Genomic DNA, 16,203 nt, shown 5'->3' with positions numbered 1-16,203 from the left:
TAGGCGCCCCTGAAAAGTCTCAAAGAAAATGTACATACTTTGCTTAACAGGAATAGGAGGGATTAACCATGGCATTGCTGACGCTTAAAGATGTATCCTATTTTTACGAAGGAACGCACAACGGAATTTGTGACATCTCTTTTGAGGCAGAGAAAGGAGATTTTATTGCTGTTGTTGGCAAAAATGGAGCCGGAAAAAGCACTTTACTCAATCTATTATCTGGAATATACAGTCCTCAACACGGAAGTATCACTTGCTCACCCAAGCTTACTTATCATGATTTAGGTATAAGCCCGCAAAAGCAATCCATTGATTGGTATTTAAATGTGCGAGATAACATTATGCTTGGAGCTGTATTGACCGGTCTTTCTAAGAAAGAATCACAGGCGGCAACAGATTCTATCTCTGAAATTCTTGATCTTACAGATTTCTATACCCGTTCCCCCGATTCACTCTCCGGCGGACAACAACAAAGAGTTCAAGTTGCACGTGCTTTAGTTCATAAGCCTGAAATAATGATTTTGGACGAACCAACAGCCGGTCTGGATTACCGTTACTCCCATGGACTATTTGAATATTTGAAAGAGAAATGTTTTGATGAAAAGAAACTGGCTCTTGTTTCATCCCATGATTTGGGAATGCTGGAAGATTACTGCAATAAAATTCTATTTCTAAACCAAGGTCAGCAGTTTTACTTTGGTAGTATGCGGGATTTTTTAAGCGCTCACCAATTGACAAGGGAAATTACAATTTCCTTCTCCGGCGAAATGAGCGACACGCTCAAAAAGGAACTGCTTGACCAAGGAGCTAAGCTTGAAGAGCAAACAGTAAGTTTCATGGAGTCTTCTGTAGATTTGAACTGCATTATTGGAAAGCTTTTAGTGGAAGTATCGATTACAAGTATGGGCAGTGAACGCTTGGGCCTTAAGGAAATCATGATGCAAGAGGAGGCAACAGAAAATGCGTAAATTTCAAATGTATATTAAGCCCGGGCATCTTGGGCTAAAGGGTTTACCCATAATGGTCAATAATGAGCTGAAAGCACTTTGGTCCAACAAACAAATTATCTATAGTAGTTTGATTTCCCCTATTTTATATTTCTTATTTTATTCTGTAGGTATTCAGGCTACATTTGGAGATATATCCTTCAACGGAACGACTGTAAGTTTTCTGTCCTATTCTTTAATCGGTATTTTTGCAATGTCGTTATTTAAAGAAATGTACCAATGCGTTTATCGCATGATAACGGACAAGCGTTGGGGACTTTTAAGCTTAAAGATTCTGAACGGCATTCATCCGGCAATTTATATACTCGGAATTGCAACATTTCCAATCGTAGGAGTTGTCATTCAAGCTAGCATTTTATATATTCTTTCCTTTTTTGTTGGTGGATCTTTTTCGTTTTATAGATTTTGCATGATCATCGTTTTTTTAATGATTAGCGTGCTGTTTTGGGCTTCTATCCTGATTTGCGTTGCGCTACTGATAAATAATTATAAGCAGCGAGACTTTGTGATGGACACCCTTTTAGTGCCAATTCTTTTTGCTGCACCATTATTTTATTCCTTTGACAATGCGCCAATTATTCTAAAATGTATTTCTCGCATGAATCCCTTAACATATCAAGTTGATGCCATGCGGGCAATCGCATTCGGCATTCCGGATTTCACTACGATTTGCATCGTTTTAGTTTTCACAGTTGTGGCCTATTTATTCGCTATATTCTGTCTAAGTAACAGCGATTTCAAAAATGATGAACATTGATTACAAGTCTAAATCCGGTGAAAACTTATTTATTAGAACTTTCATATTCCTCACTAAATTCTTTGAAAAAAGATTTACAGATATTTTGGATTTTGAGAGGAAGCAAGATAAAAACAGGATTATACTTAAGGAAAGTATAAAAGAGAAATTTATGAACGCCTAGTCGAGGCTAAGGATGACTAAAAAGCAGTATATCAGTGGCGTAGAAAGTATTTAGGAAATAAATATGTTTGTATTTTTATGTATCGATTTTATGATGGTTTTGCTCTATTTGATTATAGGTATTCTATTTATTAGATCGAACGGCAGGGCAATTCGATATTTAACCGGACATGATCTTGACGAAAATATATCCAATAAAAGCAAAGAACTATGCATCATTTGTGGTAAGCAAATTATGAAATGGAGCCTATGTTTTATTATAGGGTTTGCGATAGATCTGCTTTGGGCTGGAGCCGGTCTTATCTTGGCGACTATTCTGAATGTTGTTCTAATATTTAGATTAATGGTATTAAGAGATCATTTTGAAAATGGCAAATAAGCTGTCTGTCCAACAAAATCTGCCGGCTCTCAGACCGGCAGGTTTTTCTTATCTGCTTTTATCCTTCCTACAGCTATCCGGTAATACCTCCGACCAGAGCATCAGTTTTTTCAATTTTTCATCAGGAACATTTTCTCTTGGATAAATGAAGAAATGAGATCCTCTGAATATGTGGTGGACACCGTAGGTGCTGTGGCAGGGGGCTTATCTGCAATGATTCATGGTCTAGGCGGCCAAGGAGAGAAATGGCTTAAAAGTCTAAGAAATAAAGAGCTGATATTGGAATGCTTATGGGATGATAAAACGCTATTATCCCCACGACGATTAAAGTAGTATTTTTTGTCCAATAGATTGATTTTTCGTCCAAATAATAGCATAATTGGACAAAAATAAGAGATGTTGGACGAAAGGGGTTCTAATGAGGTCGTTTGATTATAGCAGACTTTATGATAAAGCCTGGGATACAGATATTCTGAATCTGGTTGCGAAAATTCATGAGTGTAAAGGACGACAGGATTTATTCATCCGCAAGAAGCCTGTGGAGTTGGATCGTCTGGTTGAAATCGCAAAGATACAGAGTACGGAGGCGTCCAATAAAATTGAAGGCATCGTTACAACAAGCACTCGTATGAAGCAGCTTTTTGAGGAGAAAACCACGCCAAGGAACCGGGATGAAGATGAGATTATGGGTTATCGGGATGTTCTGAATACGATTCATGAGAGTAATGAGTACATTCCAATTCGGCCATCGTATATCCTTCAGCTTCACCGTGATCTTTTGAAGAGGGCAGGATTCTCTTATGGCGGACATTTTAAGAATGTTCAGAACTATATTAATGAGACAAAGCCGGATGGAACCGTAGTTACAAGATTTACGCCAATTGCACCCTGCGATACACCGGATGCAGTGGAAAATCTGTGCAATGCCTATGTTCGGGCTATTGCAAACGAGAAGATAGATGCTCTGATACTTATTCCGACATTTATCTGCGACTTCCTTTGCATCCATCCGTTTAATGACGGAAACGGCAGGATGAGCAGACTGCTCACGCTGCTTCTTCTATATAAGAACGGGTATAACGTTGGAAAATACATCAGTATTGAAAAGCAAATAGAGAAAACAAAAGATCGATATTACGATACTCTCGAAGAATCCGATGCCGGATGGCATGAAGAAAAAAATGATCCAATACCATTTATCAGATATATGCTTCAGATTCTTTTGGCGTGTTATACCGAATTTGAAGAGCGTGTCGGATTAATGAATGAAAGTAGAAACGGCAGTACCGCATACGACAAGGTGAAGAAGTATGCTGAAGAAAAACTAGGCAGATTCACCGGTGCGGATGTTGTAGCCCATTGTCCGAGCATAGGAAGATCTTCTGTGCTGGCGTCATTGAAGAAACTTACCGAGGAAGGCGTTATAATCCGGGAAGGAACAGGCAGGAATACACTTTACTATCGTGCAGACAGTAAATAATTTTGTCCAAAATATCGTTAATCCGGACGAAAATAGACGGCGTTGGATGAAAGGGTTAAGGACTCGAAAGGAGGTCCCTATGAATTATAAAGATTTGAACAAGAATCAGAAAGATAGAATGAAACAAATTATGACCAATTCCTATATTATGGAATGGGAAAATCCAGAATTCATGGATTACTTGTTGGGAGGACTTCCTAAAATAAGAAAAACTCGAGATGATAAAATCATTGCAGATGAATTAATTAAACTTGAAAGTGAAATGTCAGCATATGACTCACTCCTATCTGATAAGGAAAGATTTTTTAAAAATATAGAGAAAATAATTACGTTAATTAAGGAAAAGAATAGTTCCTGGTTTGGTTTGGGTACAGATGAATTAAAAAGATATTTAAAGCTTCATAGATTTTGTATGATTATTGGTGAGGGAGGAATTGGTAAAAGTTATTTTTTGAAATGTTTTGAAGAACAACTAGAGCAGAAGAATATAGAGCATCTATGTATATATGGAAAGTTTGAAAAAGACACAAGTAAAATTGATGTTGAACAAATTTTGAATTCCAGTGACAAAGGATTTGTTTTTATTTGTGATGCAATAAATGAAATGTCTGAGGCCGGACAGCAAAGTTTATTGGATATTTTAAAGAAATTAAAGAATAATCCCAAAATACGAATTGTTATATCGTATAGAACAAATTCAATGGATGAAATGATGCTTCAGCAGTATCAAGAATTATCAGAGTACGAATATAAATTTTCTGGAGTTTCATTTGAGTCTGCTCTTGATGAAATGCTTAAATTGTCTGTTCCGGATGTATATTTATATGAAGATATATTGTACTCAAATAACGCATTATTGTTGAGTATGTTGTGCGATGTTTTGTCATCAGAGAAAATTATTGATGAAACGGAAAATGGAGTTGCATCTGTTACATACATTTTGGAACATTATATAAAGATTTCGATAAATAAGACATTTAAGAATAATAAATCTTGCCAAGGTCTGGATATTTGGAAGGATACCAAAAGAGTTGCAAAATGGATGTATATGAATGGTGAGAAACAAATTGATGAGGAAAGCTTGCTATCAGTGATAAAAACGGGGGAAAACTATTTGCCCTCTATGATGCAGATGGGTTTTGTGGATGGTTTTGAGAGGGATGGAAAAACTTGGTATTATTTTGTGATTGATTCATTAACTGATTTTTTAATTGCCAGATCGTTGTTTGAAGATATTAGTGAAAAAGATTATCAGCAACAAGTTGATACTATAAAAAATAAAATGGATACACTGTACAGTCTTAATGAAGCTTTGATTATTGCAATATTTGACAATTTATCACCGGATTACGGAGGTATTCAAAAGTTCTTAGTGGATACAGAATTGATAAAGAGACTTGATTTTAGAACGTTAGTTAAGGCCCATTTTAATCGTAATCATATTAAACTCTTTCAAGAAAGCTTTAGACCCGTTAAGCATAGTGAATTGCTAATGGTAATGGGTGGATTTACAGATAAACCATTTAATTGCAGTAACTACTTATTCGATTATTATTGTGAGGAACAAAAGAGGGTAATAGAGCTTTCTAATCTATTAGCTGGATCTTATTCTCAAAATACTATAAAGAATAGACTTAAGAATGTTTTGTATTTTACAACATTGAACGACAGAGTGGACAGGAGAGATGAAGAGGCTTTTTATTTTGCATTGCTCTGTTGTGCTGCACCGAATAAAGATGTTAGATGTTTGGCAATGAAACTTCTATATGAAGTGGTATTAAAAAACAGTGATTATATTGATAAACTCATTGCTGAATACGATAAAATTTTAGATTTATATATTCAGGAGGCGGTTATCTATGTACTAAGCCAGATGCATCAAGATAAGCAAATCATTATAGCGTTCTATAATAAAGCTATTAGTACACAGGAGAGTCTATCGGCAAAGAGCATTCGTAGAATAGCTACATATCTGGGGAATCCATATGCATTTATATCATGGAATAGAAATGACTTATATCGGTACAATAAAAATGCACAAGTTTCAGATTATTTGAGTGGCATATTATTTTTAGTGGATTTGATGAATAAAGATTTTCTACCGTTCAGATATTGGGGAAAAGATCACATTGATATGCATACGAGATTTCTTGCAAACAAGAAGTTTGAAATAAAAAAAATAAATGATTATCTGAGCAAGAAATATGCTTGTGTTAGTGGTGGTGAATGCAGTGGTTGGACAGAATTTGAAAAGAGAATCATGCCGGAAATAGAGTCTATAGCTAAGATTGAAACAGTTGATATAAATTCTTTTTTGCAGTGTTTTGAACAAGTTCTTAGATATGTCTTTGAATATTATAAAACTTTGGCTGATAGTAAATCAATGAATATACGAGAAGAAGATTTTATTCATTCTGTTTATATGAAGTGTGTGGATATTGCAACCGGTTTATATTATGGCAGTTTGATGTGTAATCATTACACTAATCAATTTGCAACATATAATAATTATCAGAATAGTATTGGGTATGAAGTATATGATCCATTAGAATATGGTGAAGATGTTATAATTACAGCACCAATTCCAACATTCCAAGATTATATAGAAAGACTTGGAGATTATATAATCAATGCCTTAGAGCAACCGATACCTAGAGATATAAGTTGGGTGAAAGATGTTGAATTGACGAGAAGAAATATTTTGCATCTCATGGAAACGGTCAAAGTAAAGAAACAAGAGTGGGTGCTGATTGCAGGAAGAATATCATTACACGAAGAAGAAAAACACGATACAAAATGGAGAGATACATACTATATATGGTGCTGTTCTTCTGATAAAGAGGCAATAGGTGATGATGGTAATGCAAAGTATCTTACTATTGTATTAGAGGAATATTTAGGGGAGCTTAAGGCATATCCAGAAAATGATGAAAAGCCGTGGTTATGCAAAAGTGTTCAGAATATAGCTAGTCACTCTGATATTTTTGAAGAAACATCACTTGTTTTGCCACCATCAGAAATTATAAATTTTTTTGATTTAGAACTGAATGTTTCTGATTTGTCTTGGGAAACACAAGCTAAAGAAAAGGTTATATTATGTAACAATAATAGAAATTCATACTATAGTGACCCCATTAGTGGAACGGTTTTTATTCGTAAAGACTATTATGATAGATATGTTCAATCACATTGTATTAAATTTTTTGCCTTTGCAGAAAGATTTATTCCAGAAACAGGATATCCAGAGGAAACCTCATTGCATTTTGAAATTAAAAATGGTCAGATTATAAAAGAAATACGAAATGATGAAGGACATGGTAGTTATAATAGAGTTAGCAATCCGTTATGCAATAATTGTCCGAATGCAAATGTCATAGAAACTAGCCAAAATGAATCGCCCAAATATGATATGGAATGGTTAACAAATATGTTAAAGGAATATGGCGTTGAAGCTTAATACGAGGGTGTTGATTATTGAGTATTAGAACTTGAGTAACAGAGATTCTAGCACCTACAAAAAATGTATATTTGTATAGTATACACTAAAGATGGAAGGAGATGCTTTCAAAGTGGCGGAAAGTCAGAATGTTGAATGGAAAGGGTCTTGGCGTGATGAGTATTTGAAATGGATATGTGGGTTTGCAAACGCTCAAGGTGGAACAATATACATCGGAATGAATGATAATGGTGATGTGGTCGGAGTATCCGATTCAAAGAAGTTGTTGGAAGATATTCCTAACAAAATTACACAATCACTTGGCATTGTGGTGGATGTAAATCTTTTATCAAAAGATGGAAAGGACTATATTGAGATAAATATTCCTGAGTATTCTACAAGTATTTCATATAAAGGTGTATATCACTATCGTAGCGGTAGTACAAAGCAGGTGCTAACAGGACCTGCTCTGGAGAGTTTTCTCAATGGTAAACGTGGAGTTACATGGGACAACATGCCTATTCCCGCCTTTACCATGGCAGATGTAGAAGAGCCTATTATTAGCAGGTTCAAAGAACTGGCAGCGAAGAAGGGAAGAATTGAGTCTTCGTTATTAGAAGAACCTAAGGAAGTTCTATTGGAAAAATTACATCTTATGTCAGGTAGGTATCTCACTAATGCTGCTATGATGTTGTTTACTAAGGACCCGGAAAAGTGGCAACTTGGTGCATATGTCAAGATAGGATATTTTGAGACTGATGCAGATCTTATGTATCAAGATGAAGTGCATGGATCATTAATTGAACTTGTAGATAGAATTGTTGAATTGGTTTATTTGAAATCCAAGCGATATTATGGTCAAATTTACTTCTCCTGAAGATAGAGTTGTTCGTAGCCCAGGTAGGGTGACCGATGAGGTGACCGATAGGGTGACCTATGAGGTGACTAATGCTGAAGGAAGAATATTAAATGAACTGAAAAAGAATACTGGCTACAGTTATGTAATGATAGCTGGGAATCTGGGAATAAGTAAAAAGACAGTAGCAGAACATATAAAAGCACTTAAGGAAAAAGGAATTATAGAAAGAGTTGGCAATAACAAGACCGGACATTGGAAGATAAATAGCTAAAGGAAAGATTCAGGTGATTATATGGCAAATTATGAGGATAACAGAATAAGATGCAGTAAAGCCACTGCGGAAGCCCTGATAACTTCTGATTCGGATGCGTATTTTAAGCCGATTGATTTTAGGAAGGCTTTGGGGATGTTACCCTATACCAGAATTGAATTTGATTTATATTATGGTTACGAATGTACTATCTTTGATTTAGAAGATGGCAGAGTGGATATTGGCTTTTGCACGAGATGGTATTCAAACATAGATATCATCAGAGCATTTATTGAAAAATATCCGGATGCAGAGTGGTGGATTAATCAGGATGATGTGGATATATTTCATTACTATTGGCTAGACGGTGAAGTTATTGAAGATACTCACCATTTGACCGATGAAGAAACAGAGTACCTTAGCTCACTTATGGATAAGTATAGTGATATAGGAGATGAATCAGACCATTTTGACATGATATTTACTAAAAAGGAAGATCAGTCAAAATACATTAATTTTCATCCAAAGAAAGATAGTGAGGAGTACAAGGTCTATTTAAGTTTAGTAAATTGTATTGCAAAAAAGATAATAGATGAAAATAAATTCTATGTCTTAAAAAAATATGATTATCATTGGGAAGAACCGTATAGGCATTATGAAACCTGTATGGCAATACGCTCATCCTATTTGTATAAAATGAGTGAGGATTTGGCAAAGTATAAACTGAATACTATGAGTGAAGATGTACTGGATCAAGTTCAGAGTATGGTCTATCCCTACAATAAACAACTCTATGACGCTATTTTTGGCTTTGCCATCGGCGACGCCCTTGGCGTTCCCTATGAATTTCAAGAGCGAGGAAGCTTCCTTTGCACGGACCTCACAGGCTATGGCTGTCATCATCAGCCGGAGGGTACCTGGTCGGATGATACGTCCATGACCTTGGCGACCTTGAAAAGTCTCAAAGAAAATAACGGGAAAATCCATATCGAGGACATCAGAAAGCGTTTTCTTTCCTGGCTCCGGGAAAATGCCTTTACCGCCAATGGAGAAGTATTTGATATCGGTCATGCCACTTACGAGGCGCTGACAAGTGGTAAACCCTGTGTAGGGGAGCGATCCAATGGCAATGGCTCCCTTATGCGTATCCTGCCCTTGGCATTTGTGGAATGTACGGATGAAGAAATAAGAGCCGTTTCCGCCATTACCCACGGGCATTGGATTTCGGAGGAGGCCTGTGTAATCTACGTGCATGTGGCAAAAAGACTGCTTGCCGGAGAGAATATTTTGGATATCCTTCCCAGCTTGCAGTATGATAAGCCCTTCGATAGGCTCCATCGAATTCATCAGTTGGATAGTTCGGAAATCAGATCCTCAGGATATGTGGTGGACACCTTGGAAGCTGCTTTGTGGGTAATCAGTCACGTTGAGGAAAATGAGGAAAGCACGGGGGCTGTAATCAAGTACTATGACAATGATGTTTTAGCGGCTGTGAATCTTGGGGAAGATACGGACACCGTGGGAGCTGTGGCAGGAGGATTATCCGCGATTATTCATGGCTTGGGGTATCAAGGAGAACAATGGCTTGAAAGATTGAGAAATAAAGAGCTGATATTGGAATGCTTATAGTAGGCTTTTATAATTCTTGATAGCACATAAGTTAAGGGAAAACATTGCGCGCAAAATGGAAGCATCCAAAGGAGGCATTTAACTTGATTATTAACACAGGACAAAGGACAGACATTCCCGCCTTCTATGCGGAATGGTTTGCAAACAGGTTGAAAGAGGGCTTTGTTTGTGTGCGAAATCCTTATAATCCGAATCAAGTCAGCCGCTATCGCCTTGATCCTTCTGTGGTGGATGTCATTGGTTTTTGCACGAAAAATCCCTCCCCCATGTTTCCCTATATGGAGCTTTTAAGGGCTTATAGACAATACTGGTTTCTTAGCATTACCCCTTATGGAAAAGATATAGAGCCGAATGTGCCGGATAAACATTTGCTTTTAGAGCATTTCAAACATCTTTCCATGCAGATGGGAGTGAATTCTATCGGCTGGCGTTACGACCCGATTTTTCTGTCTGAAAGATATAGCAAAGACTATCATTTGAAAGCCTTTGAGCAGATTGCTACGGCATTGGAGGGATATACGAAAACCGTGGTCATTAGTTTTGTAGACCTTTACCCCAAAGTGAGACGGAACTTTCCGGAGCTTCAGGCCCTTGAGAAGGAAGACAGACTTTTGCTTGGGAAGGACATGATTGAGATTGCGCGTTCCCATGGTATGATATTGAAGCCCTGTGCGGAGGGGAAGGAATTGGCTGAGTATGGGGCAGATTGTGGTGGCTGTATGCTTATCAGCGATTATGAGAAAGCCATTGGAAAACGCTTGCATGTACCGAAAAAGAAGGGGGCAAGAGCAGCATGTGCCTGTTATCTTTCCTGTGATATCGGTGCCTATAACAGCTGTAAGCACCTTTGTAAATATTGCTATGCCAATGCAGAACCCTCTATCGTTATGAAGCAAAGCCGACTGCATGATCCGAAATCTCCATTCTTAATCGGAAATTACGAGAAAAATGACAGTATTCATGATGTGCCCCAGCAGTCTTGGGTGGACGGACAAATGAGCTTGGAATTATAGCTAAGGAACTATAGTTAAGGAATTATAGCGAGAATCAAGAATATCCCCATTTTGCTATTGGAGAAGCTATGGACTGAAAATTTAAGTCGGAAAATTTACCCAATAAAGGAGAAAACAGTTGAAAGAAGTTCAAGAAAACAAAGTACAGGGAAAACAAACAGAACGTATAGAGCAAACAGAACATATAGAGCAAACAGAACATATAGAACAGACAGAGCAGATGCAAGAGAAAGTGAAAGTTGAGAAGCAAGACAAGCCGAATCAGAATAAGTCAGGCAAGGAACAACGCAAGATACTTGCCTTACTCCTTGCCTGCATTTTAGGCATCATGGTGCCCTTTGCCTTCAATACCAAATTGAAAATACAACACTATTCGCTGGAAAGTGAGAAACTGACAGCACCTGTTCGAATTGTCCTCATCACGGATTTACATTCCTGCTCCTATGGGGAAGGGCAACGCGAGCTTATAGACGCGATTCATGCACAGAAGCCGGATATTATTTTACTGGGAGGAGATATTTGTGATGATAAGCTTCCCCATCGGAATACCGAGCTGGTACTTCGTGCTATAGCGGATAAATACCCTTGCTACTACGTTACCGGAAACCATGAGTATTGGAGCCGTGAGATAGAAAAGATACTGAAAATCTTCGAATCCTACAATGTTCCTGTCTTGGAGGGCAGTTTTGATACGATTGATGTGCGTGGGCAAAAATTAAACATATGCGGTATATCAGATCCGGATATTCTTAAGTACACTGATAAGAACTACAGCATTACCGAACAATTGAAAGATGCAGCTGTCGCATCGGAAAATGGGAACTACAGTATCCTTCTTGCCCATCGTCCGGAGTTGATTGACTCCTACTTAAACTATGATTTTGATCTAATTTTAGCGGGACATGCTCATGGCGGACAATGGCGCCTGCCCGGAATCATCAATGGACTCTTTGCGCCGAATCAAGGCTTCTTTCCCCGATATGCCGGGGGAAAATATCGCTTTGAGGATTCCTATATGATTGTCAGTCGGGGGCTAGCAAGAGAAAGTACCCGTATTCCGCGAATCTTTAACCGGCCGGAGCTGGTTGTTATAGATATTTCCTAAACGGAGGGAAAATGTTTTCCCTCTTCACAGAGTATGTTATTTCAATTTATTCTCCCAAAATTTCCACTATCATTTTTTTCCACCCCCTCTCATCCAAGAAAAGGTCTGAACTCCCCTCTCTTGTAAATATTGCTATGCCAATGCAGGACCCTCTACCGTTATGAAGCAAAGCCGACTGTCTATTTCCGGTCCCTCGTTGACAGTAAATGTAGTGCAACTTATACTGAAAAGCATATAGAGTAGGAAAATGGGAGTAAGTAAGGGCGCAAGGAAGGGAGAGCGATAGCCTCCATAACGAGAAGGTAAAATATTTTACGGAGTAACATCATGAAAGTAACATATCTGAACCACAGCGGTTTTTTACTGGAATTAGAAGACTGCTATATTATTTTTGACTATTACAGGGGAGAATTACCACCTCTGAACAAGGAAAAAGAAGTATTTGTTTTTTGCAGTCATGTTCATGGGGACCACTATAATCCCAAAGTTTTTTCCTTGCTTAATGCGCAGGGGATGAAGTATCAAGCGGTATTGGCAAACGATATACGGGATAAAAAGCGATTGTCGGAGATCAAGCACAGCTTTGTTGAGCCTGATAAAAACTATCTGTTGGATCATGGAATTCAGCTTGAGACCCTGCTTTCCAATGATAGCGGAGTTGCCTTTATACTAAAAACAAAGGAAGGCTCTATCTATCATGCCGGGGACTTAAATGACTGGTATTGGGAGGGAGAACCGGAAGAAGATAATCGGAGGCTCCGCGAGATTTATCACAGGGAGATTGGGAGAATAAAAGGCAGACATTATGACCTTGCCTTCGTTCCCCTTGATCCGAGACTGGAGGCGCACTATGCTGACGGGATTCTGTATTTCCTTGAAAATGTGGATTGCGATGCCATATTTCCGATGCATTACTGGGGAGGGCCCGCTGTGATCCAGCGCTTTCTTACCGAATATCCAAAGTATCGTTCACGGATCAAAAACACGGAAACAGCGAAAGGAGAAAAGCTATGAAGTTTAAGATGATTCACGAGAATTTAAATGTATCCGATTTGAATCGTTCTCTTCGATTCTACGAGGAAGCCCTTGACTTACATGAGGTAAGACGAAAGACCAGCGAGGATTTTATCATTGTGTACTTGAAAAGCGATGTGGGCGATTTTGAGTTGGAGCTTACCTGGCTGAAAGACCACCCTCAGGCTTACGACCTGGGAGAGTGTGAATTCCATTTGGCATTTCAGGCGGATAATTTTGAAGAAGCGCACAAAAAGCACGAGGAGATGGGCTGCATTTGCTTTGAAAATGAAGCCATGGGCATCTATTTCATTGAAGACCCGGATGGCTACTGGCTGGAGGTTTTGCCATAAGCTTACCGATTTGAAGCAGTAAAAAATCAGAAGTGTAGATGAGGCTTATGTAGTATAGGTCTAAAATGAGGGTGATTTGAGCTCATTAGTACTTGCGAAAACCTACGAAGCGTTGGACTGTAGAAATCAATAAGCTGAAGCGACAGATGCAGTATAGGTATGAAAGAGAGCAATCTGAGCCCGCCGGTACTTGCGAAAAACAAAGGTACTGTAGTTTTTCGCTTAGTACCGCTGCAGGGAGAGGTTAGCGGGAGCGTGCTCGATTTCATACCTATACTGCATCGGAGCTTACTTCTTTAATAGTTATAGTTCTTCGCTACGCGGCGAGGTTAGCGAGAGCGTGCCCCGAATACAGACCTATACTGCATTTGAGCGTATCTCGCTAATGAATACAGCCCTTGCCTTTTAGACATGTGTTCTCACATCACTCTTCTTTAGGTACAGAATACCGATACCCAGTGCAGCGAAAATATAAAAGGCACAGCTTAAGAGGAGAATCGGAAAATTCAGCTCTCCCGTGATAGAAGTACTGCCCATACCGTAAATCAGGGTGGAATAGGGCAGGGCATAGTAGGCTCCTTTCACGGTCAGTGTAAAGCCTGCTAAGCTACCCAGAAAAGCCAGCGCGATGGGGAGGGCAAAGGAGTGGAAGAACATGGACAGGATGCTTTGCAGGGCAGTAATTGCGGCAATGGAAAGGACAGCGGAAAGGATTCGCATCCAAAAGATGGCAGGAACAGCTCCCGGAAGTCCGAGAATCTTACCGCTCAGAAGATAAATAAAACTGATCCAGACCATGCAGAGCGTACTGAGGAGTGTGGCGGTAAACCATTTGTCCCGAACCAGTTTTCCAGGGGAAGTGACGGTTAAAATCAGGTTCCAGTTACTGCCTTGATGCTCCATTCGCCATAGAAGACTGCAAAGAATGCCGATGAGGGGAGCCAGGAAAAACATTCCCAGAAACAGGGATTGTTGAGTCCAGAGATCCTCCCAAGTATATTGTAAGACACCCTGATTTTGCACAAAATTCACCGTTCCAATCAGTGCCGAAATCAGAGGAATCAGAAGGAAAGGAATCCAGATGGGGTTCCTTTTTAACTTGATAAATTCCGGGGACAAGCTGCTGTGCATACTGCGACTTACTTTTTGTCTATGGAGAGAAAATAAAGTCTCTCCCTGCTCTGCCCGAGTGAAAAGAAGGAGACCAAGCAGAAATGTGCCGATGAGATAAAGCAGGCTTAGCAAAATATCGGAAATAGGGATGGATCTTAGGCTTAGGCTCATGAGTCTTGATGCTTTGTCATAGTCCATACCGATAGGGCTAAGAGAGAAGAAAACGGACCAGGGAGTCCACATGTCTGTGCTGATAAAGGCCAGAAATAAGCCGGCCAGGGTACCGCCGAAGGCGATGGAAAGGGCTGCAAACTGGCTGGAAAACAGCAGGGAAAGCATGCATTGAAGCTGATACAGAATCATTCCGCCGATAAGTTCTGAAAAGAACAGAACGGGAACAATATGTGACGGAATATCACCGGTAAAACCTAAGAACTTTCCCCCAAGAAGGACCATACCGATTTGGAAACTACAAAACAGGACAAGGGCAATAAAACCGAAGAAAAGCTTTCCCAGATAGATAGAAGCTCTGCTTTCCAAGGTGGGAAGAAGGTTCCACATAGCGCCTTTGTGTTCCATGTCCACAGACTGGGAAGCAATTACAGCCATAAGTACGGACAGAACCAGAGTGTTAATGATGGGAAGAGCATAAAAGATATTTAACCATGTCTCGGAATGCGCTTTTGTGCCATAAAATAGATAGGCACAATCCAAAAGCAGAGCTGCGAGGAACAGCAAAGGAAAATGCTTATGGCGCGCTTTTTGAAACTCGATAGAAACAATTTTCGGGATATTGCTTAGGGTATTCATAAAGACTCCTTTCCGCCGGTCATTTCCAGAAATGCCTCTTCCAGACTTTTTCCGTTACATTCCAGATCCTTAAGAGGCCCTTCATAGAGCAACTGTCCATGGTGAATGATACCGACTTGACTTGCCATTTGCTCTATTTCACTGAGGAGATGACTGGAAATGATGACCGTCATATTTCTTTCTTTAGGAAGAGATACAATCAACTCACGAATTTCTTGTATGCCGGCGGGATCCAATCCGTTTGTAGGCTCATCCAGGATCAGAAGCTTCGGATTTCCCAAAATGGCCATGGCGATACCAAGACGTTGTTTCATACCCAGAGAATAACTGCTGAGCTTCTTATCCCTTTGCTCATAGAGCCGGACGGTTTTCAGTGCCGAGGCAATTTCTTCTTCCTTCACGCCCTTTAATTTCTGCACAATCTGCATATTTTCCAGTCCGCTTAAATGTCCGTAACCCCCCGGATTTTCAATGAGACTTCCGGTCTTTTGGAGAAGAGAAAGGCGATTTTGGGAATTTACTGTTTTTCCCAGAAATTGAATTTTTCCTTCGCTCTGGTGAATCAAGCCCAGAATCATTTTGAGGGTAGTGCTTTTTCCGGCGCCATTGGGACCTAAAAAGCCGTAAACGCATTTCTCCGGAACAGATAGAGAAAGGTCTTTTACACGGTAGCTGTTTCCGCTTTTTTTGCTAAGATGCTGTGTTTCCAGAATATAGTTCATCATTTTTTTCCTCCATATTTTTTTCTCCATGTGTTTGTTTACGAGAGGAGAATAGCGAAGGAAGCTTATGGGAACCTTGTGCGTACCTTATGTTTACCTTAAGAAATGAAAAAA

General features: G+C 39.3%; 14 protein-coding genes. 12 read left to right on the top strand and 2 right to left on the bottom strand.

Annotated features, from left to right (window positions below):
• Window positions 1-68 precede the first annotated feature (68 nt).
• The 12 genes from HMPREF9624_RS10135 to HMPREF9624_RS10085 all read left to right on the top strand — a co-directional run bounded on the left by HMPREF9624_RS10135 (window position 69) and on the right by HMPREF9624_RS10085 (window position 13,444).
• On the top strand, window positions 69-968 hold the full coding sequence (locus HMPREF9624_RS10135) for a metal ABC transporter ATP-binding protein (protein WP_009537666.1): 900 nt from the start codon (window positions 69-71) through the stop codon (window positions 966-968).
• Complete coding sequence (locus HMPREF9624_RS10130) at window positions 961-1,764, top strand: ABC transporter permease (protein WP_009537665.1); 804 nt, start codon at window positions 961-963, stop codon at window positions 1,762-1,764. The genes HMPREF9624_RS10135 and HMPREF9624_RS10130 overlap by 8 nt, the downstream gene beginning before the upstream one ends.
• A gap of 226 nt (window positions 1,765-1,990) precedes the next feature.
• Complete coding sequence (locus HMPREF9624_RS10125; RefSeq protein ID WP_009537664.1) at window positions 1,991-2,305, top strand: hypothetical protein; 315 nt, start codon at window positions 1,991-1,993, stop codon at window positions 2,303-2,305.
• Between the two features lie 418 nt (window positions 2,306-2,723).
• Complete coding sequence (locus tag HMPREF9624_RS10120) at window positions 2,724-3,785, top strand: Fic family protein (RefSeq protein ID WP_009537663.1); 1,062 nt, start codon at window positions 2,724-2,726, stop codon at window positions 3,783-3,785.
• 79 nt (window positions 3,786-3,864) lie between these two features.
• Window positions 3,865-7,242, top strand: a complete 3,378-nt coding sequence (locus HMPREF9624_RS10115) for an NACHT domain-containing protein (RefSeq protein WP_009537662.1) — start codon at window positions 3,865-3,867, stop codon at window positions 7,240-7,242.
• 112 nt (window positions 7,243-7,354) lie between these two features.
• A complete protein-coding gene (locus HMPREF9624_RS10110) occupies window positions 7,355-8,098 on the top strand; it encodes an AlbA family DNA-binding domain-containing protein (RefSeq protein ID WP_009537661.1) in 744 nt (247 codons plus the stop codon).
• Window positions 8,076-8,351 (top strand): winged helix-turn-helix domain-containing protein, encoded by a 276-nt coding sequence (locus tag HMPREF9624_RS12060; RefSeq protein ID WP_009537660.1) that lies wholly within the window; start codon window positions 8,076-8,078, stop codon window positions 8,349-8,351. The genes HMPREF9624_RS10110 and HMPREF9624_RS12060 overlap by 23 nt, the downstream gene beginning before the upstream one ends.
• A 21-nt stretch (window positions 8,352-8,372) precedes the next feature.
• Window positions 8,373-9,959, top strand: a complete 1,587-nt coding sequence (locus HMPREF9624_RS11905) for an ADP-ribosylglycohydrolase family protein (protein WP_009537659.1) — start codon at window positions 8,373-8,375, stop codon at window positions 9,957-9,959.
• Window positions 9,960-10,042: 83 nt separating this feature from the next.
• Window positions 10,043-10,972, top strand: a complete 930-nt coding sequence (locus HMPREF9624_RS10100; protein ID WP_009537658.1) for a DUF1848 domain-containing protein — start codon at window positions 10,043-10,045, stop codon at window positions 10,970-10,972.
• A 118-nt stretch (window positions 10,973-11,090) separates the two neighbouring features.
• The gene (locus HMPREF9624_RS10095; RefSeq protein ID WP_009537657.1) at window positions 11,091-12,077 is read left to right on the top strand and encodes a metallophosphoesterase; all 987 of its coding nucleotides are present in this window, start codon (window positions 11,091-11,093) and stop codon (window positions 12,075-12,077) included.
• 327 nt (window positions 12,078-12,404) lie between these two features.
• A complete protein-coding gene (locus tag HMPREF9624_RS10090; RefSeq protein ID WP_009537656.1) occupies window positions 12,405-13,091 on the top strand; it encodes an MBL fold metallo-hydrolase in 687 nt (228 codons plus the stop codon).
• Window positions 13,088-13,444, top strand: coding sequence for a VOC family protein (locus tag HMPREF9624_RS10085; protein WP_009537655.1), 357 nt, complete (start codon window positions 13,088-13,090; stop codon window positions 13,442-13,444). The genes HMPREF9624_RS10090 and HMPREF9624_RS10085 overlap by 4 nt, the downstream gene beginning before the upstream one ends.
• 405 nt (window positions 13,445-13,849) lie before the next feature.
• On the opposite strand, the gene HMPREF9624_RS10080 is transcribed toward HMPREF9624_RS10085, so the two are convergent.
• On the bottom strand, window positions 13,850-15,367 hold the full coding sequence (locus tag HMPREF9624_RS10080) for an ABC transporter permease (protein WP_009537654.1): 1,518 nt from the start codon (window positions 15,365-15,367) through the stop codon (window positions 13,850-13,852).
• Window positions 15,364-16,092 (bottom strand): ABC transporter ATP-binding protein, encoded by a 729-nt coding sequence (locus HMPREF9624_RS10075; RefSeq protein WP_009537653.1) that lies wholly within the window; start codon window positions 16,090-16,092, stop codon window positions 15,364-15,366. The genes HMPREF9624_RS10080 and HMPREF9624_RS10075 overlap by 4 nt, the downstream gene beginning before the upstream one ends.
• Window positions 16,093-16,203: the final 111 nt, after the last annotated feature.

This window comes from Oribacterium asaccharolyticum ACB7, from assembly GCF_000238075.1.
In the GTDB taxonomy this organism is placed as follows: Bacteria; Bacillota; Clostridia; order Lachnospirales; family Lachnospiraceae; genus Oribacterium; species Oribacterium asaccharolyticum.
This window is presented reverse-complemented; position numbering and strand designations above follow the sequence as displayed.

Bases quoted from the DNA above. Each gene is read 5' to 3' on its own strand.
- HMPREF9624_RS11905 (WP_009537659.1), top strand. From the start codon at position 8,373: ATGGCAAATTATGAGGATAACAGAATAAGATGCAGTAAAGCCACTGCG.
- HMPREF9624_RS10085 (WP_009537655.1), top strand. From the start codon at position 13,088: ATGAAGTTTAAGATGATTCACGAGAATTTAAATGTATCCGATTTGAAT.
- HMPREF9624_RS10115 (WP_009537662.1), top strand. From the start codon at position 3,865: ATGAATTATAAAGATTTGAACAAGAATCAGAAAGATAGAATGAAACAA.
- HMPREF9624_RS12060 (WP_009537660.1), top strand. From the start codon at position 8,076: ATGGTCAAATTTACTTCTCCTGAAGATAGAGTTGTTCGTAGCCCAGGT.
- HMPREF9624_RS10130 (WP_009537665.1), top strand. From the start codon at position 961: ATGCGTAAATTTCAAATGTATATTAAGCCCGGGCATCTTGGGCTAAAG.
- HMPREF9624_RS10090 (WP_009537656.1), top strand. From the start codon at position 12,405: ATGAAAGTAACATATCTGAACCACAGCGGTTTTTTACTGGAATTAGAA.
- HMPREF9624_RS10080 (WP_009537654.1), bottom strand. From the start codon at position 15,367: ATGAATACCCTAAGCAATATCCCGAAAATTGTTTCTATCGAGTTTCAA.
- HMPREF9624_RS10075 (WP_009537653.1), bottom strand. From the start codon at position 16,092: ATGATGAACTATATTCTGGAAACACAGCATCTTAGCAAAAAAAGCGGA.
- HMPREF9624_RS10135 (WP_009537666.1), top strand. From the start codon at position 69: ATGGCATTGCTGACGCTTAAAGATGTATCCTATTTTTACGAAGGAACG.
- HMPREF9624_RS10120 (WP_009537663.1), top strand. From the start codon at position 2,724: ATGAGGTCGTTTGATTATAGCAGACTTTATGATAAAGCCTGGGATACA.
- HMPREF9624_RS10125 (WP_009537664.1), top strand. From the start codon at position 1,991: ATGTTTGTATTTTTATGTATCGATTTTATGATGGTTTTGCTCTATTTG.